Raw genomic sequence first — 23,850 nt, forward strand, 5'->3', positions numbered from 1 at the left:
GTGCAGCAGACCCTTCAGTTTGTGACGGTCAGCCGTTCATCCAGGAAATTGTTCACAGATGGGCTGGCGATCACCTGGCTATCACCATCGGCTGTCTTGCGTGTCCAGTGGTTCTTGGATCGTTCGACGACCACCGTGTGCTGCGCGTCGGCGCCGATAAGCATCCGTCGCGTTGACAGAAGGCGGCCGTGCTCGCGAGCCTCCCTGCGCGTCGGCGGGCGTATCGCAATGCACGCCGGGCATAGCCACAGGTTGGCGTGCGGTTCGGTTACGCAGCGCTTGCAGATATTGATCCCACAGCCGTCGCATGCAACGGCTTTGTCGAGACACACGCCGCAGGTCGTTCCGCCGCAGTAGCTGCAGGACTCGAAGTTTGTGCCGAAGTGGCCTTCTCGGTCGATCGCGCCGGAATCGAACAGGTACCCCGTGCTGGCATTCACTCGCCGGGCCTCCGTCTGTCCGGCCGCTAGGGTGCGTTCGTACAGCCAGTCGCGACCGTCCTCGACGGTGACGAGCTGCTTGACGTGTGCGCCGATCTCCAGCTGGCTCCAAGTGGTCGTTGGCTGGAAAGCCTGAGCCAGGTTGATCCGGACCCGATCGGGGAGCTTTTCGAGCTGCGGTGTCCTAACCTCGATAGGCGGGTTCCACGCCATACGCGCTGCCCCCGACACATCGGCACCACCTCTGGGCGCACTGTTCAGTGCGCCGATCGGATCCACGGTCACGGAGGACTGCACTTCATTAGTCACGGTGGACAGTCGTACCTGATGCGGATCAGTGAACACACTGACCGCGTCGGCGTCCCCTAAACCCAGCCACCGAGACAAAGCCGTTGCCGCGGGCGCATTCTCGGAACTGTTGATCGCGTACCACGCGGTCTGCTCTCCGATACGGAGACCAAGCGCAGTCAGCGATGCCAACTCGACGATCGCGGCCTCGGCCATCGGTGTGCCGTAGCTGACTGCGAGCGCCCGGACCGCGGGGAGCGGCTCCCAGTCTTCGCGGATCCATTGCGGCATGGCCGTTGTTGATGCCCATTCTGCGGTCGATTCCTGGGCTACCGAGTGTTCGACGATGGTTCGGCATAGGCCTTGGGTAGAGACGCCGATGGTGTAGCCGAAGCGTTTCCACGAGATCTCGAGGTTGGAAGGCGGCGTCGTTGGCATGGCCGCGAATTCGCGAGCTAACCGTGGCGGCGTAGCCGGCGTCGGAGTCGGCTCTTGCCTCGGCGGCGGAAACTCTGAAGAGATGATGCGGATCAGATTCCCAACGGGGCTATCGAATTCCTGGGTTCCAGTACCCGATGCCTGCAACGCGTCGACCGACCAAACCGGACGATACGTGCGCTCAGAACTGACAACAAAGCGCATCACGTCGAGGGGAGCTTCGGGTTCGAGGTCTTGCACTTTGGGCGCGACCGGGGCGTCCAAGATGCCGCTCGCTGCCAAGGCCAATCGGTCAGCGTCGTTAATAGTGCTCTTGCCGAATACTTTCCAGGAATCGACAGAGTTATTGCGGACAATGGCCTGTTCGCAGCCGTCACCGCGCTTGATGAGGACGACATCGGCATCGGCGTCGGAGCCGATGCCGATGTCGACGCCCGATAGGGCAAGCAATGCGGGAAGCGATGCGCGCTGGGCGTCGGCAGGGGCGTCGAGGTGCGCACAGGCAGGGCAGGTGTCCTCAACCCGGCAGTTGCCACACACCGTTCGGTCACACATCTGGCACGCGGTAACTTCGGGATCACGGCCGCAGTCTGCGCACGAATGATCGCCGCACAACACGCAGGCAGTGGCAGACACGGTATGCCCGGTAGCGAGGCAACGGCGACAGACCGCAGCGGAGCACCCGGGGCAGTCCGACAGCGCTTGCTGCTCCAGCTCATCGCAGGACGGGCACGCCCAGGAATGACACGAGCCGCACAGCGCTGCGGTGCCGCCCGGGTAGAAGTGGCCATCGCGGCAGACACCGAAGTCGGTTTCCGGCGAACCGAACGGGCTTTGTGGCTTGCCGTCGAAAGTGCGATAGAAGAAGGTAGCGGTCCCGTGCCCGCGCCACTGTTCCGTGACGGCAAGACCGTTGCGCAGCAAGGCAGTGAAGGGGCGCTGTGCCTGCTCCAACAGGCCGCGGCTCAAACTCACGGGAAGCTGAGAAACATTGCGTGCCGCATCGTGATCGGCCTGGATCCCAAGTGCCGCGAGTGAGGCGTCGTCGGGAATTTCCAGGTCGATGCCTGAGTCGAGTTCGGTCAGCGCGGCGATCGGCTGGATCTCGCGTTCAACGCTATGGCATTCGGTCGGGGAGGGGAACGCTTCCCTGATCGTTCGGACGTCGTTCACGGTCTTGCCCAACCTGCCTCCGGGCATACTGATCGACTCAAGGTATTCGAAGCAGCCGAGCTGATACTCGAGCGACCGATCGTAGGGACAGGCGGCCCACGACTCGGTTCGAGCCTGATCGGAGATGTGTACAGATACCAGGATCGCTTCGTTTCTACGGTGTAGCTCGACCGCGACGCCATCGAGCTCGGCCTGAGCGACCTCTGCAGTGTCGAGTCTCGGACGTGCCCAGTTGAGTCGTTCGAACCTGCTGTCCTCCAGTTGGATGGAACCATCGTCGGCGACGGTCGATACTTCTCGCGCCAAGCCCGTGGGCTCCAGATAGAAGTCAGTAAAGATCGCACGACGCGTGACCTGCACGCTGGGAGGTGCGGGGGGCGGCACTTCGGATCGCAGCCTGTTCAGCAGGGCAGCGATGCCCATCACTCTTTCGGACACAACCTCGACGTCAGGAAGCTGCGGTAGCTGCTGGACGGCGCGACGGTCGATCGCGGAACCGGCCGCGCCGCGAGACGCGAATTCGACGCCTACCGCCATGACCGATGACAGTCTGGCTCGGTCTTCGTCCTCGGCGAGAAGCGGCCGCTCAGTGAGATCCCGCAATGTCAGTCCCGAGTCCAGGGGCAGTCCGTGGTGAACCGCATACGACCGCATGATCTTGCGATCCCGGTTGTTGAGGTCGTCATCGCGGACGAGGTTCTGTACGACGCCGTCGGATCGCTGCAACGTGGCCACGCGATTGCCGACGACCAGGCTGATGCCGCCGTTCAACCGCCAACCAATCCTGGTTTCGTTGTCGAGCTTCGGGGCCCGTTGCGGGGATGCGCACCCGCGGCACAGTCCGCCGCCGGCAGCACGGCAGACACCACAGCTAGCCAGTCCGCAGACCGGGCAGTCGGCGAACACGGCATCTTCACCGCAGGCCCCGCAGAACACGTGATTACATGATTCGCAGTACTGCGTCTCCGATTCGTCGACGCAATGCGAGTCCGAGCACAACGCCAGCACCTCGATCGGGTCACCGGACGCATCGCTTTCGACCAGCGGTGGCTCCGGATCCTCCCACTCGTAGGTCAACGTGGTCTCGGCATCGTTGGGGCCGGTCCAGGTTTCCTCCACCAGCCAGTCATCTTCATCGAGGGTGAGTGCGAGAATCTTGGCCCGAGCGCGCACGTCGGGAACCCGGCTGAGGCGCTTCTCTTCCGAATCCAACGCGCGTTGCAGCCGGACACTGTCCTCGTAGGAGGCCTCGTAGATCTGCGCGGTGTATCCAGTACGGATGCGCGTGAGCTCAGCCGCCTGATCGGCTTCGACCTTCTCCGACAGGTCGCGCCGCAACTTCTCCAATTGACTGGTGGCCGCCTTCTCGAACGCAGCGATCACCTCGGTCGGGGTACCGAATGCCGCAGGAAGGGTTTCACCGTCCTGCAATGGTCTGCGGGGGAGCCACACTTTGTGATGACCGTTGATGTCCGCCGTCAACAGATGCTCTGTTGTCTCGCTCTCGCCCACCGCCGCACGGAACGTTGCCTGCCCGCTCCATGAACCCGAGGGGACGAGACGCCTACGCAACAACGTCACGTTGGCGGCGCGTTTGAGCGGGCTGTCACCGATGTCGTCCGGAACCACCGGGACGGTTGCGTGCATATCGCCACGCATGCGAAGCAGCCCGAGGATCTCGTCGAACACTGGTGAGCCGACGGCACACAGCTCGGCATCCGGATGGTGCTCCATGCCGATGCGGTCGAACGCGAGGTGCATCAGCGTGCGGCCGTCGAGTTCCTGTTTGTACTCTTCGTCGAACTGCGCGGTGATGAACGCCCCATCGCCCTCACCGGTGTCGTGCAGCAATTCCGCGCCAAGGGCCTTGAGGACATTGCGGGTCCAGGTCTGAACGCGACGCTGCCGCATACGCGCGCGTTCACTCACCTCCGGCGCCAAATCGCTGGATCCCGCCTTGGTCAGACCCTTTCGATGCTCGAACGCCGAGGCCATCCAGTTGCTCAGGCCGCTGTCGGCAGCAATGAGTGTGGAGGCGCTTTCGCGAGCCTGTGCAAGCTCGGTTCCGAGTTGGCCCAGAAGGTTCTGCATCTTCTTGTCGTTGTCCGCGAAAAGTGCTTCGAGGATTCGAGTTTCGAAGCTGGCGGACTTCGAATCGTCGAGTTCGCCGAGGATCGTGGTGACCTGGCCGAATAACAGCTCGAACATTCGTAGCTTCTCGGCGAGCAGGCGATACACGCTCTCGTCGATGGTGCCCTGCGCGTACAGATTCGCGATGAACACCTCGTCCTTAGGCTGGGTGAGGCGGTCGACGCGCCCGATCCGCTGTTCGATCCGCATCGGATTCCAGGGCAGGTCGAAGTTGAGCACGCAGTTGCAGAACTGCAGGTTCTGGCCCTCGGCACCCGCGTCGGTGGAGATCATCACTGGCGCCTCGCCTGACCGGAATGCGGCAATCGTGGCCGCGCGTTCACCGGCAGACATCGACCCGTGGAACGAGCGCGCGGTGATCCCCTCGACCTCCATGCGGCGAAGGAGACCGGTCACGGTGTCGGTGTGCTGGGTGAAGATCAGGACTCGGCCGTGCTCCTTGAGCCACTTGTGGGTGATCTCGACGGCCGTGTTCTCACGCGCGGAATCGTTGATGTCCATCGCGAGGTGGCCGACTTCGGTGAGCACCGCCCGCACCCTGGAGTCGGGATGCCTCTCGGCCATCCTCAGCGCGGTGGTCCCCATCGAGAACGGGCTGGCAGTGAGCCGGAGTGCGAGGCTGCGTCGGCGCATGGTGTCACTGGGGTTGGTCATGACACTGCGCAGCAAGTTCGTACAGAGCGCGTAAAGCTCACGCTCGCGTGGCCCGAGCGTCACCGGTACGTCAACGGCACGCCGGGTGACACGGTCAACCCCCGCCTGGGCGCGGGTTGTACGGATCATCGCGCTGCTGATTAAACGTCGCAGTGCCGCAGGATCATTCGGGGTGCGTGGGTCGTATCCCCGCATGAACTGCCGCTTGAAATCCTGGACAGACGTGAAGGTGCCGGGCCTCAGCAGCTCGACCAGCCGATAGAGCTCGAGCAGATCGTTCTGGACCGGGGTGGCGGTGAGGAACAGGGCATACCGACACGCGGTCGTGAGAGAAGTGATGAACTCGCGGGTTTTCCGGGCGCCGGCACCGGCGGCGCGGTGCGCCTCGTCGACGATGACGATGTCCCAGGGTTCCGCGGTCAGCTTCGAAGCTGACCGAAGTCCGAGCTGCAGGCTCATGATCAGCTTGTCCTGCTTGTGAACATCGGGACCGCGGAGGGCTACCTCGAAGTTCAGGTCGAACTTCTGGTGCATCTCCTCGCGCCATTGCTCGCGCAGCGGAGCGGGGCACAGGATGAGCACCCGTTTCGCCAGACCCCGCAGGGTGAGTTCCTTGACCGCCAGGCCGGCTTCGATGGTCTTACCGAGACCGACCTCGTCGGCGAGGACAGCGCGCCCGCGCAGACGCGACAACGCATGTCGGGCGACGGCCTCCTGGTGAGGCATACGGTCGACGTTGGCGACGTCGACGGCCAGCAGTTCCTCGAAATCATCGAGCGTGGCAAGTTCTTCACCTTGCAGCCGCAGCTCGACCAACTCGAGATCGTCGAAGCCTGCGGCCTTGAGTTGTTCGCTGAGCAGGACCCGTGCGTCCCTGAGGAAGCCGATCGCTCTGCCGCCGCCGGCTGACCAGTCGTACTCCTTGTCGGCGTGGAACTGGCGATCAACTGTCCGGCGTCGTGCAACCTTCGCCGCCACCGTCTTGTTCTGAATCGGAGTGACCGTTGGCGGCGTGTGGATGGTGAGCATCGGTGAGCCGGGTGGCAACAGTTGCAGCCGATAGACGCCGCCGACCAGACGTAGACGCAGCAGGCCACCGTCTTGGCCGTAGTCCTGCAGGCGTTCGGCGAGGACGTCCCCTGTCAGATGCCTGCTCTTGCCGCTCCATTGGGCGTGGAAGGTCTCGCCGTCCAGTTCGAGGGCGAGGGTGGTGCTGTGCGCGGGCAGCGTGAGTGCCTCACGTTCCCGTTCGGTGAGTGAGAGCTCGCCCGTTTCGAGGAGCTGGTGGGTGATCCGCTTCTCAAGCATCCTGTGTCACCGTGATTCCGAGTGTTTGGGCGCCGCGTGGCGTGAGGGCGAGGCTTTGGTAGGGCGTGCGGGTGGACTCCCGTTCCACGGTGCGCCGGTCGATCAATCTATCGGTGAGGAGCTTCTCGACTGCTGTATTCCAACGTTTCTCGCCGTTGCGCACGTGGCGCAGAGCTCCGAACTGGGGGCAACTCAGGACACCCGCGCCGAGCGGTCTGCCCTCGCCGAGCGATTCCAGACCCAGTACTGCGGCACGCAGGCTGGCCTCGCCGTAAGCACCCTTCTTGAAGGCCGATGCCCACCCCACAGCCTGCAAGACGGTCAACTCGGCATTCACGAGCAGTTCCGGGTCGGGGACCATGTGGTCGGGCAGCGCTGCCCACGGTGGTGGCTCGTCGTTGCACCGGTCGCACGCGACGATGTCCCGGCTGTCGCAGTCGGCGACGGTGTCACCGAAATGCTGCCCGATGGCGATCCGACGGCATGACGCGGCTTGTTCGGCGTACTCGATTATCGCCTGCAGGCGGCGTTGCTGCCAGTGCTTCCACCGGGTGGACTCGCGTTCCAGCGAATCTCGCGGTGCGGCGCGGGACAGCAGACGGACCCGGCGCAGCCGGCGAGAACTAGAGAAGGTGACGAACCGGTCCAGGGACCAGTCGATCAGCTTTTGCTCCAGCTGATCTGGGTCGTAACCACGTTCATCGCGGAGCTGGTGGAAGTCGATCTGGACGCGGACGTTGGGGCGGGCGCGGTTCGCCTTGTAGAACAACTCTCGGAACAGGCGTCGTTCGTCCTCGTCGGTGGGTTCGCGGAAGCCGACGTCGACGGTGCCGCGGGCGGAGCAGTCCAGGCCGAGTTTCAGCGCTCCGACCCGTTCGAGTTGGGCCAGGTGCACATTGACCTCGTCGTCGTCGATACCGAGTTTGTCGGCCAGTTCGTCGACGTCGAAGACTCGGCTGTCACCGCGCTCGGGGCACGTCCACAGCAACGTCAGGAGTTGTTGGGTGAGCTGTGCGTCGGTCTTCGACTCGTGTGCGTTGATCAGGCGGCGACGTCGGGCGATATCGCCCCGGGTGTAGAAGAGAACGCAATCGCCGGTGACGTCGGGGGCACGGGCAGCACGGCCGGCTTCCTGGGCGTATCCGTCCAGGGAGTCCGGGAGGTCGTAGTGGACCACCCACGCGATATTGGGTTTGTTGATGCCCATGCCGAAAGCCTTGGTGGCCACGATGATCCGGGTGGTGTCGGAGTCGAAGTCTTCTTGGACCGCATCGCGCTGTTCAGGGACCATGCCGGCGTGGTAGGCCCGCGCGGCATGACCTGCGCGTCGCAACATGGCCGCGATCTCCTCGGCGAGTGCACGTTTGGTTACGTACACGATGCCGGGTTTGTCTTCGGACCAGGTCACGAAGCGGAGGAGCTCGCGGACCCGGTCGCGTTCGTCGGCGCATCGGTGGACGCGGAAACGCAGGTTGGGGCGGTCGCTGGGCTCCCGCACGACGGTCGGGTCGAGCATGTCCATCGCCCCGATGATGTCGGTCTCCACTTCGGGTGTGGCCGTCGCGGTGAATCCTGCGCGGGGTGGGCGGGTGTCGAAAGTCGCCACCGATGCGGGTACCTGGCGGAATTCGGGACGGAAGTCGTGTCCCCACACCGAGACGCAGTGTGCCTCGTCGACCACGACGCGGTTGAGCTGTTGACGCCCCAATGCGCCGCGCAGCACCGGGTCTCGGGCCAGTCGCTCTGGGGAGACGTACAGCAGCCGGACCTGGCCATTGGCAGTGTCGCGCAGGATTTCTGTCTGTACCACTCGGGATGTGTTGCCGGTGATGCCTTGGACCGGTCGGATGCCGCGACGGCCACGCAGATCGTTGACCTGATCTTTGATGAGTGCGATAAGCGGCGAGACGACAACGGTGGCCCGGGCCTGAGGAGCGAGCAGCGCGGGCAGCTGGAAGCACAGTGACTTTCCGAACCCGGTGGGTAGCACGGCCATCACGTCACGACCTTCGATGATCGCGCGCATCACTTCGAGCTGTTTGGGGTGAAGGTTGGTGATGCCGAACAGTTTCTCGGCGGCTTCGATGAGTTTCGCAGTCGGATCCTCGCCCTCGATGAGGCGCAGATTCTCCAGCAGCTGGCTGACGTCGTCTCGGCCGAAGGAGATCGCCGTGGTGAGATCGGGGGCTGTGCCGGTGACGAATTCGATGGCCGTCGTCCATGCGTCGTCACGGTCGACGGCCTCGTGGATCGCCGGACCGGGCAGGGACCCCAGCAGTACCCGCTGCGCCTGAGTCGGTGAATGCAGCCGGCGGTCGCAGATCAGCGCGGCGCCGATATCGCTCTCGGAGCGGATGAGCCGGCCGAACCCCTGGGTGAACTGCATTGCGGTCATCGGCAGGACGTACTCGAGGAACGGGTCACCGCCGCGCTCGGCGATGGCGCGTTGGCGTGCAGAGACCAACGGATCGTCGGGGTGCGGATACGGTGGCTTCTCGATGAACAGATAGGACAAGGTTTCGCCGGGGGCGTCGAAACCCTCCCAGTACGACTTGAGGCCGTAGAGCACGGTGCCGGGTTCGGCATTGAACCGATGCGATATCTGCGACCGGCCGTGTTCACCCTGGACGAGCAGTTCGACGCCGCGTTCGGCGAGTTCGGCCGCTTTGGCGCGGACCCCGTCGGCGACGATCTCCATACGGGTCCGCGCGGCGAACAGCGTCAGCGTCTTCCCGCCGGACAGGGACAGGAACCCGGCCTGATCGGCGGCCATCTCTTCACAGAACTCGCGCTCGTTGACCGGGATCGGGATCGGTAAGTGGTTGGTGAGCACCACCTTCGACTGTTTTGCGTAGTCGAACGGGGACCGCAGCTGAAGTCCGCGGAAGGCGCCATCCTCAGGTGCGGCGTCGATCGTGATTCCGAGTCGTGAGCTCAGGTAGTCGAAGCGCTTTTCCACGGTGAGCGTTGCCGAGCACAACACCGTGGAGTGCATCCTGTCGACCACGTACTGCTGGAACTCGGGGAACACGTGGATCGGTAGGCGCTCAAACGCCCAGGCGTCCGGATCGTCCTCCTCGGCGGCGAGCCGGTACACCCAGAGGTGGCTGTCGGGCAGCGGCCCCAGGGTTTCCAGGATCGCGATGGCGTTGTCGATCCGCTCGGCATGCCCGTTGAGGCGGCGTCTCGCGGACCCGACACCCTTGACGTCGCTGAGCGACCGGTTGAGCGCGGAAACCGCTTTCGCCAGTTGGATCAGGGCGTAGCGCAGTGCTGACGCCGACTGACGCAGCACCCGGAATTCCGGTCGAGCGTTGACGATTCCGGACTGCAGCACCGCCGCGTGCGCCCGGCCGCCGTACTCATGGAGATATGTGGTTATGGCCTGAGTGAATTCGGTGCCGGCCGCCCGAATCGCGTTGCAGCCGTTCGCGATGTCGTCATTGGCCTGCTTCACCTCGGGATTGCCGCCCGACCGGTCCCGGATATCGCGCATCATCCGGGCCCGCGGGTGCAGGGAATTGACGACGATCTCGAGGTCGATGGCGTCGACTCGACCGGTCCACGCGGAGGTCAGCGAATCTTCCAGGGCATGCGCCTCGTCGAACACGACGTCGGCTCGGCGATCGGCGAGGATGTCGCCGGGCGCCTGTGCGGCGGTGACCCAGGCTGCCATGAGGGCGTGGTTCACCGACACCACGCCGGGTGTGGTGGCGAGGCCCTCACTTTGCTGCACCACTGGGCAGATCTTGGCCCAGGTGCAGCCGGCACGGTCGCAGCCCGCCGCGTTGGTGCGCAGGCGCGCGCGGGTGCGGGCGTACCGCGCGTCGGCGCGTTTGAGGACATCGTCGGTGACGTCATCCCAGGTGCCCGTGGGGGATTCGGCTATGGCGCGGAAGGCGACAGCCAGGGCGAGACCGGCGGTCTCACGGTCGGACACGGCATCTTCGAGTTCCCGGGCGCATACGTAGTTGGCGACGCCTTGCAGCTGCCGGAACGGGGCGCCGAGGAGCCCCTCCTGCTGCAGGCGGGCGGCCTCAGTGCGCAGCTGACCTTGCAGCGCTTTTGTTGCAGTCGCAATGATCACGGGTTGGCGGGGCCGTGATGCACGGGCCAGGGCCGGCAGCATGTAGGCCAGTGACTTACCGGTGCCGGTGGGGGCCTCGACCGCCAGGTTGCCCCCGCGGTCGAACACCTCGGCCACCGCGTGCGCCATTTCCTGCTGCGCGGGTCGTTCACGGAGATTGCGGCGCTCGCGGAGCACGGGAAAGGTGTCGCGGGTACCCGACCACGCATCGGAGGCGGTGGGACCTTTCGGCTGGAGGAGGGGGTCGGGTTCCCTGCGCAGAGTGGACAAGTCGGGCGGGCCCGACAGCGATGGCAGTAGCAACGCGAGGGGGTTGCGGCGGGATTCGAGGATGGCGACCGCGAGTGGCCAGCTGGGTTCCGACATGTCGATGTCGGACAGCAGCGCGCGGATGACAGCGGCGGTTGCCGTCGCGTCCGAGTGGGCCCGATGGGCTTCGTCGTTGGTGACGCCGTAGCGCAGCGTGAGGTCGGCGAGCTGGCGGTTGGGCATCGCCACATCGACAAGAAGCGAGAGGTGCAGACTGTCGGCGCTCGGCGGGAACTGGGGGACAGCGAGCCCGTGGCGCTTCGCGGCCTGCGTGAGGAACGGCAGATCGAAGGCGAGCAGGTTGTGCCCGATCAGCAGGTCGACGTTCTGCAACCGGGTGGACAGGCGGTCCAGCGCGTGGGACAACGTCACCGCGTCGGCGTCGGCGTCGCCGTCGGGCACCGCCACCTCGACATCCATCAGGGTGGTGCCGTCCAGCCGGACCAGAGCGATCTCGGTGACGAAGTCCGCGGCTCGGTTGAGACCGGTGGTCTCGATATCCAACACCGCCACCCGGTCCAGCGGAACCCGTGCGGTCTGCGGGGAGTACCAGTGCTCGGGCTCGGGGATGTTGCGGGTTTCGGTCTCGTTCTTGTAGGCGATCGCGACACAGAGCAGCCCGTCGTCCGTGACGGCGAAGCGGTGGGGGAACCGATCGGGCCACTGCTGGAGCCGCTCCAGCGGCTGAGCGAACCCCTCCTGGCGGAGTTTCTCCCTGAGGTCCGGCGCTGCCAGCGGTCCGTGCTCAGCGAGGAGGCGATGTGCCGTCTCGGCGGCCGGCGGTAGGGCGCGGTTGGGTGTGCTCATCAACGGACCGACGCGGCGCGGGGTCGATGGCGCACGTCACCAGACCACGCTGTTTTCGCTGCACCGATCACCGAGCTACCCCCCTGAACAACTCCGGTCGCGTCAATATAGCGCGAATGGGCAGACGATACTCAGCATCTGCGACAAGCTGACCTCGGAGTCCTGCGCCAGGGTTGATCAGGGCAGATCGGGAAGCTTAGCGCCTGGGAGGCGGCCCGGCCAGCATTCAGCAAACATGCGAGTAAGGGTTCGTCTGCTGGACTGCGAGCCGATACGGCTCCGAGACGCTCAGAGCGGCGTGCGCGGTGTTGTCGCCGGACCGCGTTAGCCTTCCCGCGTGGAGACCGGACTGTACGAATCAGTGCTCACCTCGCGGCTGCACTCAGCGCTTGCAGACACATCGGGGTTGCACACCGAGCTGAGCACGGTCGACGACGCTGAGCAGGCGCTCGTCCTCGCCCGCCACCTGAGCCCGCTGATCGAGCGGCAGCTGCGAGCCGCGCGGGGCGCTGAAGAGCGCGCGCACCTCGTCCGGAAGATCCTGGCGGCTCTCGGTGACCCCGACGTCTTAGAGGATGCGCCGTATCAGGACGAGCCGACGAAGATTCGCCGCCTGGACGCCGTGACGGTTGATGCGTTGGGCTGGGTGCAGCCGCCGCGGCCGGCCACGCCGCTGTCGGATGCCGCATTGATGACCAACGCCCGAAACGAACCGACCCTCGCCGCCGAGCTGCGCGCGGAATTGGGGAGTGCCGACCACGTGGACCTGCTGTGTGCATTCGTGAAATGGCATGGCCTGCGGCTGCTTGAACGGGAGCTCACCGACCTGCACGAACGCGGGGTGCCCCTGCGTGTCATCACCACGACCTATCTCGGTGCCACCGATGCCCGGGCGCTCGATGCCCTGGTGAATGAGTTCGGCGCCGAAGTGCGCATCACCTACGACACCAACATGACACGTCTGCACGCCAAGGCGTGGCTGTTGCGGCGCAATACCGGCTTTCACACCGCCTACGTCGGCTCTTCCAACCTGTCGCATGCTGCGCTGGTGGACGGCTTGGAGTGGAACGTGCGACTGTCAGCCGTCGCGACACCGCACCTGTTGGAGAAGTTCCGCACCACCTTTGACTCCTACTGGGAAAACCGAGAATTCGAGACTTACCGGCCGGACGAGGATGGCGCGAGGTTGCGCAACGCGCTGGAGATCGCCTCGGGGAAGAAGGAACGGGACCCGTTGGCGATCACGCTGTCGGGCTTGGAAGTCACCCCGAAGCCGTACCAAGCAGAACTGTTGGAACAGCTCGACGCCGAACGAACGCTCCATGATCGTCACCGCAACCTGATTGTCGCGGCAACCGGCACCGGCAAGACGGTGATCGCCGCCTTGGATTACCGCCAGCTGGCCCGTGAAGTGCACAGGCGGGACCTCACGTTGCTGTTCGTGGCACACCGTAAAGAAATCCTGACGCAGTCCCGGCGGATGTATCAGGAAGTCCTCACCGACCCCACCTTTGGTGAACTGCTCGTCGGCGGGGAGCAGCCCACGAAATGGCGCCACGTCTTCGCCAGCATCCAATCACTCACGGCCGACCGTCTTTCCACAATTAGTCTTGATCACTTCGATGTCGTGGTCATCGACGAGTTCCACCATGCCCAGGCGGCGTCCTACCGCCGGCTGCTCGACCATATTGAGCCCGTGGAACTTTTGGGGCTGACCGCGACACCCGAACGCGGCGACGGCATCGACGTCCGCGCGTTCTTTGCCGGGCGCGTCGCCGCGGAGCTGAGGCTGTGGGATGCCTTGGAACAGAACCTTCTTTGTCCGTTCCACTACTTCGGGGTGTACGACGGCACCGATCTGGAACGACTGCAGTGGCGCCGCGGTGGGTATGACCTCGCCGGACTGAGCGAGGTTTATACCGCGAGCGACGCACGCACCCGGATTGTGCTGGATCAGCTCCGAGACAAGATCGCCGATGTCGGCGCCATGCGCGCCCTCGGATTCTGTGTCAGCGTCGAGCACGCCCGATACATGGCGGACAAGTTCGTCGCCGCCGGCATCCCGGCGCGTGCGGTTGTGGGTCTCGATGACAGCGCGGAGCGTCGAGAAGCACTGGCGGCGTTGAGCAACCGCGATATCAACGTGCTCTTTACTGTCGACCTGTTCAACGAAGGTCTAGATATCCCGTTGGTGGACACCGTGCTGTTTCTTCGGCCCACCGAGAGCGCGACCGTCTTCCTTCAACAGCTGGGGCGGGGATTGCGGCTCGCGCCGGGCAAGTCGGTGCTGACGGCGCTGGACTTCGTGGGGCATCAGCGGAAAGAGTTCCGGTTCGACCAGCGGTTCCGTGCATTGACCGGGCTCGGGCGTAAACGGCTGGAAAAGGAGATCGAGCAGGGTTTTCCGTTCCTGCCGTCCGGTAGCCAGATTGTGCTGGACGAGGTCGCCGAGCGGATCGTGTTGGAGAACGTCCGACAGCAGGTCGCCCCGAAGAAGGCGACGTTAGTCTCCGAAATTCGGGCGCATCCCGACGACCAGCTCTCCTCGTATCTGCAAGAGTCCGGGCGCGCTCTGGAGGACATTCTGCGCACCGACCGGTCATGGACCACGCTGTGCCGAGACGCCGGGAAGTTGGGGCCGCAGCCCGATCCGCGGGAGTCCGAACTGGTGAAGCGAGTCAAGGCCCTCGCGCATGTGGATGACCACCGTCGGGCGCAGGCATATCGCGCTCTGCTGGCCGGCGGTGCCATGACGGAGCAGCGGCTGGCGGACATGCTGTTCTACTCGCTCTTCCCGAAAGGTGGGGGATTCGACAGTGCCGCAGCGGGACTCGACGTCCTCCGCGGGGAAGAGGTCGCGGCGGAGATGCGTCAGGTTGTCGACATTGCCTTCGACGCTGCACACCGCAGCACCCACGCGCTGGGCGACCTGATCCCGGAATTGGCCGACGTGCCGTTGGCTTTGCACGCCACCTACTCCCGCGAAGAAATCCTCGCCGGGCTCGGTTGGGTGGCGCAGAAGCGGACGCCTTCCACCATGCGGGAGGGGGTGGCCTGGTGCCCAGCGGTCAATGCGGACGCATTCCTCATCACACTGAAGAAGACCGACACCGACTACTCGCCCACGACGATGTACCGCGACTTCGCGCTGAGCCCGGACCTGTTCCACTGGGAGTCGCAGTCGACCACGTCGGCGGCATCGCCGACAGGGCAGCGGTACATCCACCACCGCGAGCGCGGCTCGCACATCCTGCTGTTTGTGCGAGAGGCAAAGACCAACGCGCTCGGTGCGGCGCCGTACATCTTCCTGGGACCGGCGGACTACGTCTCGCATGAGGGGGACCGGCCGATGGCGGCCACGTGGCGGTTGCGGCATCCGATGCCGGCGGAGGTGTATCTGGGGGCGCGGGCCGCGGTGGCGTAGCGGAAGAGAGATCAGGGGAGGGAAGCAGGGATCTGGGTTGATGTGGCTGCGCTACTCAATCGCTGTTCCGATTCAAAACGCTGATGACTGGCTTTGCGGATCGTGGCGGGACGGAGTGCGCCCCCGTTGGGCAGCCACGAGGTCTGACGTTGCGATGTCGTACTTGGGATTGCAGGGGCGCGGCGCGCTTTTCGAGTTAATCAGGTATCGAGTGGCCCCCGACGCTTGTTGTCGGACGGCCCGCGCCGCGGTGGAGACACAAAGGTGCGCTGGGGTCATGCTGAGTCTGGTGCTCATGGGCACTCGCCTACATGCACCAAATAGCAGTAAGGACAGACCTTTTCCGGCTTCTCTGGCTTCGAGGGATCGTTCGCGCCGAGGTGGACATGGCCGAGAGGGGTCAGCAGAATCTTGGGGTCCAGATCCCCCAACTTAGCCAACTTGGTTTTGATGTGTTGGGTCAGTTCAGGTGAGCGCCGGTAGTTCAGCAGTTCGCGATAAAGTCCAGCCTGACCCTCGGCATCAGAGGGAGCCGGTACAAGCTCGTCCGCGAGCGACAATCGCACCAACCTGCGAACATTGGCAACGCTGTCGGCACTGATCGGTTCCCCTGCCTGGGAAGCCTCCTGCGCCATTTCGGCGTCGGTGAGTCCGCGCAGCATGCCAAGCAGCACCTTGGCATAGCGGGTGCGAGGGTGGTCGATCAGGATCTGTTGGATCTCTGCGCGAATCGAATCAATAGGGCATTCGCCAGTGGGGACCATGACCAACTGTTACACACCTCCGACTTATTCGAAGTGGGATGGAACGTTCGAACGTGCCGGCACGGGATCCTGCCTTCTATGAGACCGATGATCCTTGTCTTCGGTCAGCCCAAAGTTCGCACGCTGCGGGGCCGGCATTCGATCGACACCTCGTGATCATCGCGCAGCACGACGACCGTGACTTTTCGGTTGGCGACATCGCGCCGCAATGCGCGCAGGAGGTCGTTCTGGGAGCGGATGTCCCGATCGCCGACAGCGACTATGACGTCACCGGGTTCGAAGGGGCCTGCCGAATTGCTGCGAACAGAGGTCACCACGAGTGCATGGCCACCGGGCGCGCGATCAACGACCCGGCGAGCGACGCTCACTCCGAGCGACGCACGTTCAACCGCCCCGTAGGTGATAAGTTCATGGACGACCTCGGCGACGGTGTCGGCAGGGACCGCAAAGCCGATGCCGTCCGCCTCGGGTATGGCCGCCGTATTCACGCCTATAACTTGGCCATCGACATTCACCAATGGGCCGCCGGAGTTCCCCGGGTTGATCGCCGCATCCGTCTGGATGACATCGAAGATCGCCTGCTTGTCGCCGGTGGGGAGGCTTCGCTTCAAACCGCTTACGATATCGATGCTGATGCTCTCTGGGAACTCACCGAGTGGGCTGCCGAATGCGAAGCAGAGTTCGCCAAGCCGTGCCCTCAGGGGTGAAATCATCAGTGGCTCAGCAGATTGCGGGTCTACGCGAAGGACCGCCAGATCGGTCAGCGGGTCGCGCCCGACAACCCGCGCCTCAGTCTGGTGTGCGGTGGGAAGCTGAACGTGGATGGGCTCGACCAGGTCTTGCACCACGTGATGGTTCGTGACAAGGTGTTCGGCGTCGTAGAGGAACGCCGACCCGCCGCCTTCCTCGAAGTCCTGGGTCTGTCCCTTGACGATGGCGGTCGAAAGCACTACCCGCTCAGCCAGTTCGATGATCTCGTCGCTGAACTGCCGAAGCAATCTCCGCGACGTGTTAGACATCGAACTCGTCGCCTTCATCATCGTCGAGCATAGTTTTGCCACCGAATCGCTTCTGAAGAAGACTGTCGTAGTGGTCCGCCCGGTCGGCCACAAGCTCGATGGTGGCCAACAACTGCTCGGAAGAGAGTCCATCGAAGATGTACAACTCCGCGGTCAGCACGATCTGAGCGTTGTCCGGATCGACGTATGCCTTGGCGAACGGCGTATTGCGATTGATGGTATTTACTGCGGCGAACACCTCGGGTCGCATCGTGAAGTCCTCTAGCAGTGGCGAGAAGATGGGACTGCCCCGAGTTCAGTTGACTCGTGGGGTGTGAATTTCAGGCCGCGGTTGCGGCTGGGGTGTGGAGCAGTTCGAACTCTATCGGGGTGAGCTTGCCGAGGGCGCGTTGGCGGCGGCGTCGGTGGTAGGTGCGCTCGATCCAGGTGACAATTGCCAGTCGCAGTTCGGCTCGGGTGGACCACCGTTGCCGGTCGAGAACGTTACGTTGCAATAGCGCGAAGAAAGACTCCATGGCGGCGTTATCTCCACATGCCCCGACGCGGCCCATGGAGCCTCGTAAACCGTTGTGCGACAGTATGTGTACGAATTTCCGTGACCGAAATTGGCTGCCACGGTCGGAGTGCACGATCGTCGCGACGGGCGAGCGGACGCTGACGGCGTGCCGCAGGGCGGCTACGGCCAGGGACGCCTTCATCCGCGAATCAATCGAGTAGCCGACGATTCTGTTGGAGTACACGTCCTTGATGGCGCAGAGGTAGAGCTTGCCTTCATCGGTGCGGTGCTCGGTGATGTCGGTTAACCAGATCTCGTTGGCGGTCCGGGCAGAGAATTGGCGGCCAACGAGGTCGTCGTGCACCGGGGGTCCGGCCTTCCTGTTCAGTCCGCGTTTCTTGGCGAAGACCGACCAGATGCGTTCTTGCGAACATAGTCGAGCCACTCGATTCTCGCCGGCGATGATCCCGCGTGCGGGGAGTTCATCGGCGATGAAGCGGTAGCCGAAGGCGGGGTCGTCGGCGTGGATGGCGAGGGCGGCGTTGATGAGATGTGCATCGTCCCAGTCGCGTTGTGTCACTGGGGCTTTGCGCCACTTGTAGAACGCTTGGGTGGAGAATCCAAGAACCCGGCAGGTCACCGTGACGGGGACACCGTCTGCGGCAAGATCAAGGACCAGCGGGTACATCATTTTGGGTTGACGTCCCGGGACAAGTAGCCGACGGCACGGCGCATGATCTCGGCTTCTTGCTCGAGGAGCTTGATCCGTTTGCGCGCTTCACGCAGCTCGGCAGACACGTCACCCGCGGTCGCGGTTACTCCTGTTCGGTCGATACCGTCTTCGCGGTCGGCGATCTTGAGCCAGCGATGCAGGCAGGCCTCGGAGATGCCGAAGTCCTTCGCGATCTGACGGAGCGGCGCTTCGCCCTTGCGGGCTACAGCGATCACGTCAGCGCGGAACTCGGCGGGAAATGCTTTCGGCACGGAATTGATCCTTCCAGCAAGGACGAATCCTCACAGGTCAGGAGTCAACCAAACTGGGGGCAGTCCCGATCTCTATGCGCGGTGGATCGTCATCCGCAGTGTGTACGTACACGACTGCGCTTCCATTCGGGATGGGGATGTCGCCGTCCTCGTCACGCTCGATCGCGTCAACCTTGAACTCTCTCTTGAGTGTGTCCTCAAGCCACTTGTCGAGTTCGCCTGCGCGGCCTTCGCCGCCCGACCCGAATATCCGGCCCAGTAGTGGTGTCGACTGTATTCGTGGTGCGAATCTGGACAACTCACCATCTCCGTTCTGCGAGATTGCCAGTAGTCATTCTTTCTCAAACCCCGACTGGTCGAACTTCAAGGTCTTCGCGTTCTCCGACACCGTGCGAATCCTGCCCTCATCGAAACCTGTTGCGTCGACCGCTTCGATCTCGATCTTCACGACCAGGTTGATGCCCTGTTCCCTAAGATTGGCGATCACCTCGTCGGCGATGTTCTTGAAGTCCATCGCAATCTTGTCGGAACTGAGCGTCTTCACTCCGTAGAACCGAGTGAATGCGATATCGATTGGGCTGGGCTCTGGGCCAGTGCCTGGTACCGGCTCCGGGCCTGGACCGGGGACAGGAGGAGGCTCGGCTGGTGTTTTCTCATGTTTACGCTGATGGATCGCGACATCGGGACGCACCAAGAGCAGCGAGTCCGCCGGGCTAGGAGCTGAATTGGCGTCGCCGGGAATCCACAGTCCGATGTACCGGCCGGTGGTAGCGTCGATCCCGGTAGCCAGGGCGAAGGCATCGGTCTCCCAAATCATCGGAAGGTCGAGCACACCCTCCTCCAGAACGCGCCGGTCCCGCAGGCGCGGCATGTAGGGATACTGGCAGTACAGTCCCCACAGCGCGCCGAGGGCGACGTGTCCGTCCTTCCAGATCTGCGGCACCTTGTTGATGGCGAGACGGATCGTCACCGCAGCTTGGCGCACGGACAGGTCGCCGTCGTTGCCGAGTCGGCGGGAGACTCGTTCGGCCAACGACTCCGACTGGCCCTCGACCTTCGTTTCTCGTACGACGAAGGGAGCACTCGCATCGGGCTGGGACGGGACCAATGCCCAAGTGAACGTCTGCAGCAGACGCGACTTCACCGTCTGGTCGGCTTGCGCCTGCCGAGTGGACGCTTGATTCTTTTGGTTCTGGGTGAGATCCAGATCGGCCTCGTTGGCCAGCACATGTGACCAGCCGAGGTAGTCACGCGTAGCGGCGTCGAGTTCCTCGAGCCGCGCTTCGTCGGCTGCCAAGAACACCAGCATGTTGCGGTTGGTTCGGTTGGCAGTGCCACGCTGCTCGGTTGCCTTCTGGGCGAACGCTTTGGCAGCTGAGTCCGATCCGCGTTTGTGTGCAACCTTTGGGTGCAAGATGACCAGTCGGGCTTCGTCGGTGTCGGGGATGTCCGCGTTCGATTCGGGGCACACGTGCACACCTGTGAAGTCGCCGCGAGTCTTCGCCTGTCCCTGCAGCCGGCGGACGATCTCGGCCCAGACATCTTCCTTGTGTAGTCGCTCCGCCTGGTCCTTAGCGGTGCGGGTGATGTTGGCCTGCAGGTCATACCAGTACTTGCCGGAACCGGAGTAAAAGTACGTGGCCCGGTCGCCAAGCTGGGTCAGCGCGGAATGAAAGTTCCCAAGAACATCACCAGGGACCGCTGTGCCCAGGAAGACCCGCTGGGTTTCGAGGCCCTTGTGGGCCGACCCGATGGTGGGTGCGGCGCCGAAGAATACCGTGCGGGCCAGCCGCTTGGTCAGTGATCGCTGACCGAAGACGGGCTTCTCCTTGTCGATCCGTGCAGGTTCGGAGCTCGGCCCGTCGACATCGGCGTCGATAATGGCTTTCCACGAATCCTGCAGGTACTGGGTGAGTTCGGCGTTCACGTTGGCGGTGGCCAGCGGGATGGACCCAGGCATGATAAGCGGTGATGCGTCCTCGCCAGTCCACAGCGCGTGAATAACGGTGCTCATGAGCCGCAGGACGCCGCGGGTGCGCTGGAAGCGCTCCAGGGATGACCACTCTTCGTAGAGGCGGTCGAACAACTCCGGATGGATCGGATAGGTCCGTTTGATGCGGTCTTCGTAGGCGGCGTCGCGGGATTCGCGCGGGAAGTCGTCGGTGTACTTGCGGTACATGTCGACGTACGCGCGCGCGGTGGCGCCGATGGAGGCCAGTGCCGCACCGTCAGGTTGGACGAACAGGCGTTGCCGGACGATCTGATAGGCCTCGGCTGAGGACGCGGGTCGCCATTGTTCGGCGACGCGACGCACGACGTTCTGCAGTCGTTTGAGCGCTTCGAGGCCGTGCGCGCCGCCGACTTCTTCGGCGTTGCCGGCGACGATGTTGTCGGAGTCGTCCCCGGTTTCGGAAGCTGGGATGGAAATGACGAGCAGAACGCCGGAAGTGCCCTTTGCCGCCTCGGTGAGGGATTGCGCGAAGGTGAACTGGTCATCGAATGTGCCGCCGGCCAGGTCGTCGCGGCCGACGAGTGAGCGGGCGTACGCGACCCACTCGTCGATCAGGATGACGGCTGGGGAGTACTTCGCAAGCAATTCGTGCAGGGCCTCGCCGGGTGTGGTGCGGTCTGCGTCGGCCTTGGCGACCAGTGCGTAGGCCTCGGCGCCTCCAAGCTGCCAGGCGAGTTCGCCCCAGATGGTGTTGACGTGGGTGCCGTCGTCCTTGGTCGTGCCGGCCGGGCTGAAGTGGTTGCCGACGATGGCGACCCGGTTGACCTTGGCACCGGTGTAGCCGTTCTTGGTCAGCAGTTCCTGTGTTTCCTGGGGGAACTGCCCGACGGGCAGTCCTGCGGCGACGTGCCACAGTGCGAGCATCGAATGTGTCTTGCCGCCACCGAAGTTGGTCTGCAGGTTGATAACTGGGGGTGCGTTGTCGTCGGCGGAGAGTCGGCGGACTGCGCGGCCGACGAGGTCGGTCAGGCCTTCGGTGAGGTAGGTGCGGCGAAAAAACTCAACCGCGTCGGCGTAGCCGGAATCTTGTTCACCGCCGAAGGCCACCTTGTAGAGGTCGGCGGCGAATTCGGAGGCGGCGAAGTTGCCGGTGGCGACATCGTGGTGGGGTGGCAGCACTTCGCGCCAGGGTTTGAGGCCGGCGGCCTCAGGGTTATCGACGGCAGCTTTGAGTGTCTTTTTGTCATCTTTGTCGGCGGTCACCCGGCGAAGGTTCAGGCGGATGGCGTGAACCTCGTCGGCTTCCTTGGCAGCGCCGATGAGCTTGAGCAGACGCTCGCCGGTGTCCAACGCGCGATAGGCGTCATCATCGCTGAAGGTGCCGTTGTGGGCCCAGTTGTTGCGGACTTCGCGCAGTTCGATCGCGAAGGATTCGCCGGCTTTTCCGAGAGTCTTGCTGAATGGGTACCACCCCTGCTTGAACCCGTTAGTGATGTTCGATTCGGTGAGGATGCGGAATTGGACCTGCGGATCGAGCGGGTTGTAGGTCTTGTCCGACGGCGCACCCTTTTTCCCGTCCTTGAGTTGAACCAGTTGCGTCCAGGCAGCTCCCAGCGCAGGATCGCCTTGGCCAATGACGGAGGCGATGAAGTCATCGAGCGGGGGTGCCATCGTCTGGAACATGCGGTCGATGCGGTCGCGGTTGCTCAGCGCCATCAGTCGTTCTCCATCCCTGCTTCGTCGGGAAACTCATCGGATTCGAACTGTGCCGAGTCTTCCTCGGCGAATCCCAAGTCGATGTCTCGCTGCACCGCTTTACCGATCGCGTTTTCGACCAGCTTGCACAGCGATTCGCGGCGCGTGCGGAAGAAGTTCTCGAAGTGGTCCTGGCGGAGCAAGTCGGCGGGAATCAGGTGGGTGGCCACAAGACCGTCGAGATGCGTCGAGTCGATCTGCGCGCGGGTTTCGATCACGGGAAGGTAGGACGACGGTGCGACGCCGCCGATGGTGCGGTTGGTTCGTGCGCTGATGGTCGTCTTGTTGACGATGCTCTCCCGGTGCTCGGCATCGATGCCGTTGGTGTCGCACCACTTCTGGGGGAATATGTGATGGATGTCGACCGCGAGGTCGACGTACTGAACCTTGTCGAGCGCTTTGTCTTCCATCCAGTCCCGAGCCCCGCCGGCGAGGATGAGCGCCGCGATGCCCTTATAGGCAGCCGCGTTGCGTGTGCGTAGCGAGTGTAGACGGGATTCAGTGAAGCTGGCGTCCTGCACGGTCCTCGGCACCGGCGCGGAGCCGTCGGTGGCCCAGGGCGGAACCATCTCGATGTCGCGTGCGAACCGTGATTCGATCGCCGAGCCGTAGAGTTCGCCGAGCACGCCACACCAGTACCAGCGGACGAGACGTTCACTCACACTGATCAGATCCGCCTGCTTGCCCAGCACCACCTTGATGGCAGCCAGCGGAACCAGCTGTTTGGGGTAGGGCACGTCTCGTGGCGCGAAAATGTGCCGATCAGCCAGGAATGTTGACGCCCAGATGAACGCCTCGCGCAGAGGTTCGCGCCACCGGAGATAGTCGCTCAAGGTCAGCTTCAGGACGTCCTCGCGCTTGGCGGAGATGGCCGGCGGCCGGTCGGAGGTGTCGGCGAGGTGGCGTTGGCGGGTCGTGAGCATGGTGACTGCTTGGAGGAAATCGGTGTTCTCCACGGCGGCCAGCACCGGGTAGGACGACCACTTGAGTTGGGTCTCCCGCCAGTCGTCGTTGAGCCGGAAGTCTTCGCCGGTCTTGGCGTAGTAGTCGGCGTCGCCGGCGAAGACTGCGGTGAGCAGTTCGAACACGTTGAGAGGCAGGCCACCAATGTTCACCTTCTCGAAGACGGTGGCCACGGCGGCTTTGTCAGTGTCCTCGTCCAAGACGATCGCGGGAATGTCGTAGGTGGTTGCCTGTTTGATGAACTTGTCATGAAACTGCTTACCTAGCGCCGGGTTCTGCAGTTCCAGAATCCAGCTCATGAAGTCCCCGTAGAGCAGGTTCAGCGGGAAGTAGCCGTGCTCGTGTTGCTTGTCCTGGTCGCCGAGATCGAGCACCACGTCCTTGCCGAAGTTCGACCGAACGACTCCGTCGGCCGGTACCGAAATCACCGCTTCATCCACGCGGTTCGGGTCGCTGAGAGCGGTTTCCATGTGGACGAAGTAGCGTCGGTCCAGCAATCGGCCGCGGCTGTCTTTCGTCGCGACCAAGCCATCTCCGCTGAGGGCTTGCGTCAGCGATGTCAGTCGCTGCTGCCCGTCCAACAGCAGGTACTTCGCCTCGGTGCCTGGGCTGAGGTCGACACCCTCGATGGCCCGTGGCTTGAACCGCACCTGTGCGTTGCCGGTCTTCAGCAGCATGACCGCACCCATCGGGTGTGCTCGCAGCACCGTCACCAAGAGCTGACGGACGCGTTCGTCTTCCCATTTGTATCCGCGCTGGAAGTCCGGCAACTGAATCTCCCCGGAACGAGTCCACTTCAGGTACTCGCCCAACTCGTACATCGGTGTCAGGAATCCCAT

Annotated in this window: 10 protein-coding genes; 1 reads left to right on the forward strand and 9 read right to left on the reverse strand. The window is 63.7% G+C overall.

The window, feature by feature from the left end; translation table 11 throughout:
- Positions 1-14 precede the first annotated feature (14 nt).
- Both BST38_RS21875 and BST38_RS21880 read right to left on the reverse strand, forming a co-directional pair.
- The gene (locus BST38_RS21875) at positions 15-6,452 is read right to left on the reverse strand and encodes an SNF2-related protein (RefSeq protein WP_083145588.1); all 6,438 of its coding nucleotides are present in this window, start codon (positions 6,450-6,452) and stop codon (positions 15-17) included.
- Positions 6,445-11,655, reverse strand: a complete 5,211-nt coding sequence (locus BST38_RS21880) for a RecQ family ATP-dependent DNA helicase (protein WP_083145589.1) — start codon at positions 11,653-11,655, stop codon at positions 6,445-6,447. Before BST38_RS21880 ends, BST38_RS21875 begins: the two co-directional genes overlap by 8 nt.
- A gap of 337 nt (positions 11,656-11,992) precedes the next feature.
- Here BST38_RS21880 and BST38_RS21885 point away from each other — a divergent pair, with 337 nt between their 5' ends.
- A complete protein-coding gene (locus BST38_RS21885) occupies positions 11,993-15,079 on the forward strand; it encodes a DEAD/DEAH box helicase (RefSeq protein WP_083145590.1) in 3,087 nt (1,028 codons plus the stop codon).
- A gap of 293 nt (positions 15,080-15,372) precedes the next feature.
- Here BST38_RS21885 and BST38_RS21890 read toward each other — a convergent pair whose 3' ends face one another.
- The 7 genes from BST38_RS21890 to BST38_RS21915 all read right to left on the reverse strand — a co-directional run bounded on the left by BST38_RS21890 (position 15,373) and on the right by BST38_RS21915 (position 23,850).
- A complete protein-coding gene (locus tag BST38_RS21890; RefSeq protein WP_083145591.1) occupies positions 15,373-15,843 on the reverse strand; it encodes a hypothetical protein in 471 nt (156 codons plus the stop codon).
- Between the two features lie 104 nt (positions 15,844-15,947).
- A complete protein-coding gene (locus BST38_RS21895; protein WP_237160876.1) occupies positions 15,948-16,880 on the reverse strand; it encodes a S1C family serine protease in 933 nt (310 codons plus the stop codon).
- On the reverse strand, positions 16,855-17,142 hold the full coding sequence (locus BST38_RS21900; protein ID WP_420872565.1) for a T3SS (YopN, CesT) and YbjN peptide-binding chaperone 1: 288 nt from the start codon (positions 17,140-17,142) through the stop codon (positions 16,855-16,857). The genes BST38_RS21895 and BST38_RS21900 overlap by 26 nt, the downstream gene beginning before the upstream one ends.
- 40 nt (positions 17,143-17,182) lie before the next feature.
- A protein-coding gene (locus tag BST38_RS21905) for an IS3 family transposase (RefSeq protein ID WP_110781853.1) occupies positions 17,183-18,342 on the reverse strand; the annotation gives its coding sequence in 2 pieces (ribosomal slippage) (positions 17,183-18,051 and positions 18,051-18,342; 1,161 coding nt in all).
- Positions 18,343-18,379: 37 nt separating this feature from the next.
- Entirely contained in the window at positions 18,380-18,640 is a 261-nt protein-coding gene (locus tag BST38_RS29900) for a T3SS (YopN, CesT) and YbjN peptide-binding chaperone 1 (protein ID WP_420872525.1), read from the reverse strand.
- A 33-nt stretch (positions 18,641-18,673) separates the two neighbouring features.
- The gene (locus BST38_RS21910) at positions 18,674-22,009 is read right to left on the reverse strand and encodes a Swt1 family HEPN domain-containing protein (RefSeq protein WP_181792003.1); all 3,336 of its coding nucleotides are present in this window, start codon (positions 22,007-22,009) and stop codon (positions 18,674-18,676) included.
- Positions 22,009-23,850, reverse strand: a complete 1,842-nt coding sequence (locus BST38_RS21915; RefSeq protein ID WP_083145594.1) for a DUF262 domain-containing protein — start codon at positions 23,848-23,850, stop codon at positions 22,009-22,011. Before BST38_RS21915 ends, BST38_RS21910 begins: the two co-directional genes overlap by 1 nt.

It is taken from the genome of Mycolicibacterium parafortuitum, from assembly GCF_002086815.1.
In the GTDB taxonomy this organism is placed as follows: domain Bacteria; phylum Actinomycetota; class Actinomycetes; order Mycobacteriales; family Mycobacteriaceae; genus Mycobacterium; species Mycobacterium parafortuitum.

Bases quoted from the DNA above. Each gene is read 5' to 3' on its own strand.
- BST38_RS21875 (WP_083145588.1), bottom strand. From the start codon at position 6,452: ATGCTTGAGAAGCGGATCACCCACCAGCTCCTCGAAACGGGCGAGCTC.
- BST38_RS21880 (WP_083145589.1), bottom strand. From the start codon at position 11,655: ATGAGCACACCCAACCGCGCCCTACCGCCGGCCGCCGAGACGGCACAT.
- BST38_RS21890 (WP_083145591.1), bottom strand. From the start codon at position 15,843: ATGGTCCCCACTGGCGAATGCCCTATTGATTCGATTCGCGCAGAGATC.
- BST38_RS21895 (WP_237160876.1), bottom strand. From the start codon at position 16,880: ATGAAGGCGACGAGTTCGATGTCTAACACGTCGCGGAGATTGCTTCGG.
- BST38_RS21910 (WP_181792003.1), bottom strand. From the start codon at position 22,009: ATGGCGCTGAGCAACCGCGACCGCATCGACCGCATGTTCCAGACGATG.
- BST38_RS21915 (WP_083145594.1), bottom strand. From the start codon at position 23,850: ATGGGATTCCTGACACCGATGTACGAGTTGGGCGAGTACCTGAAGTGG.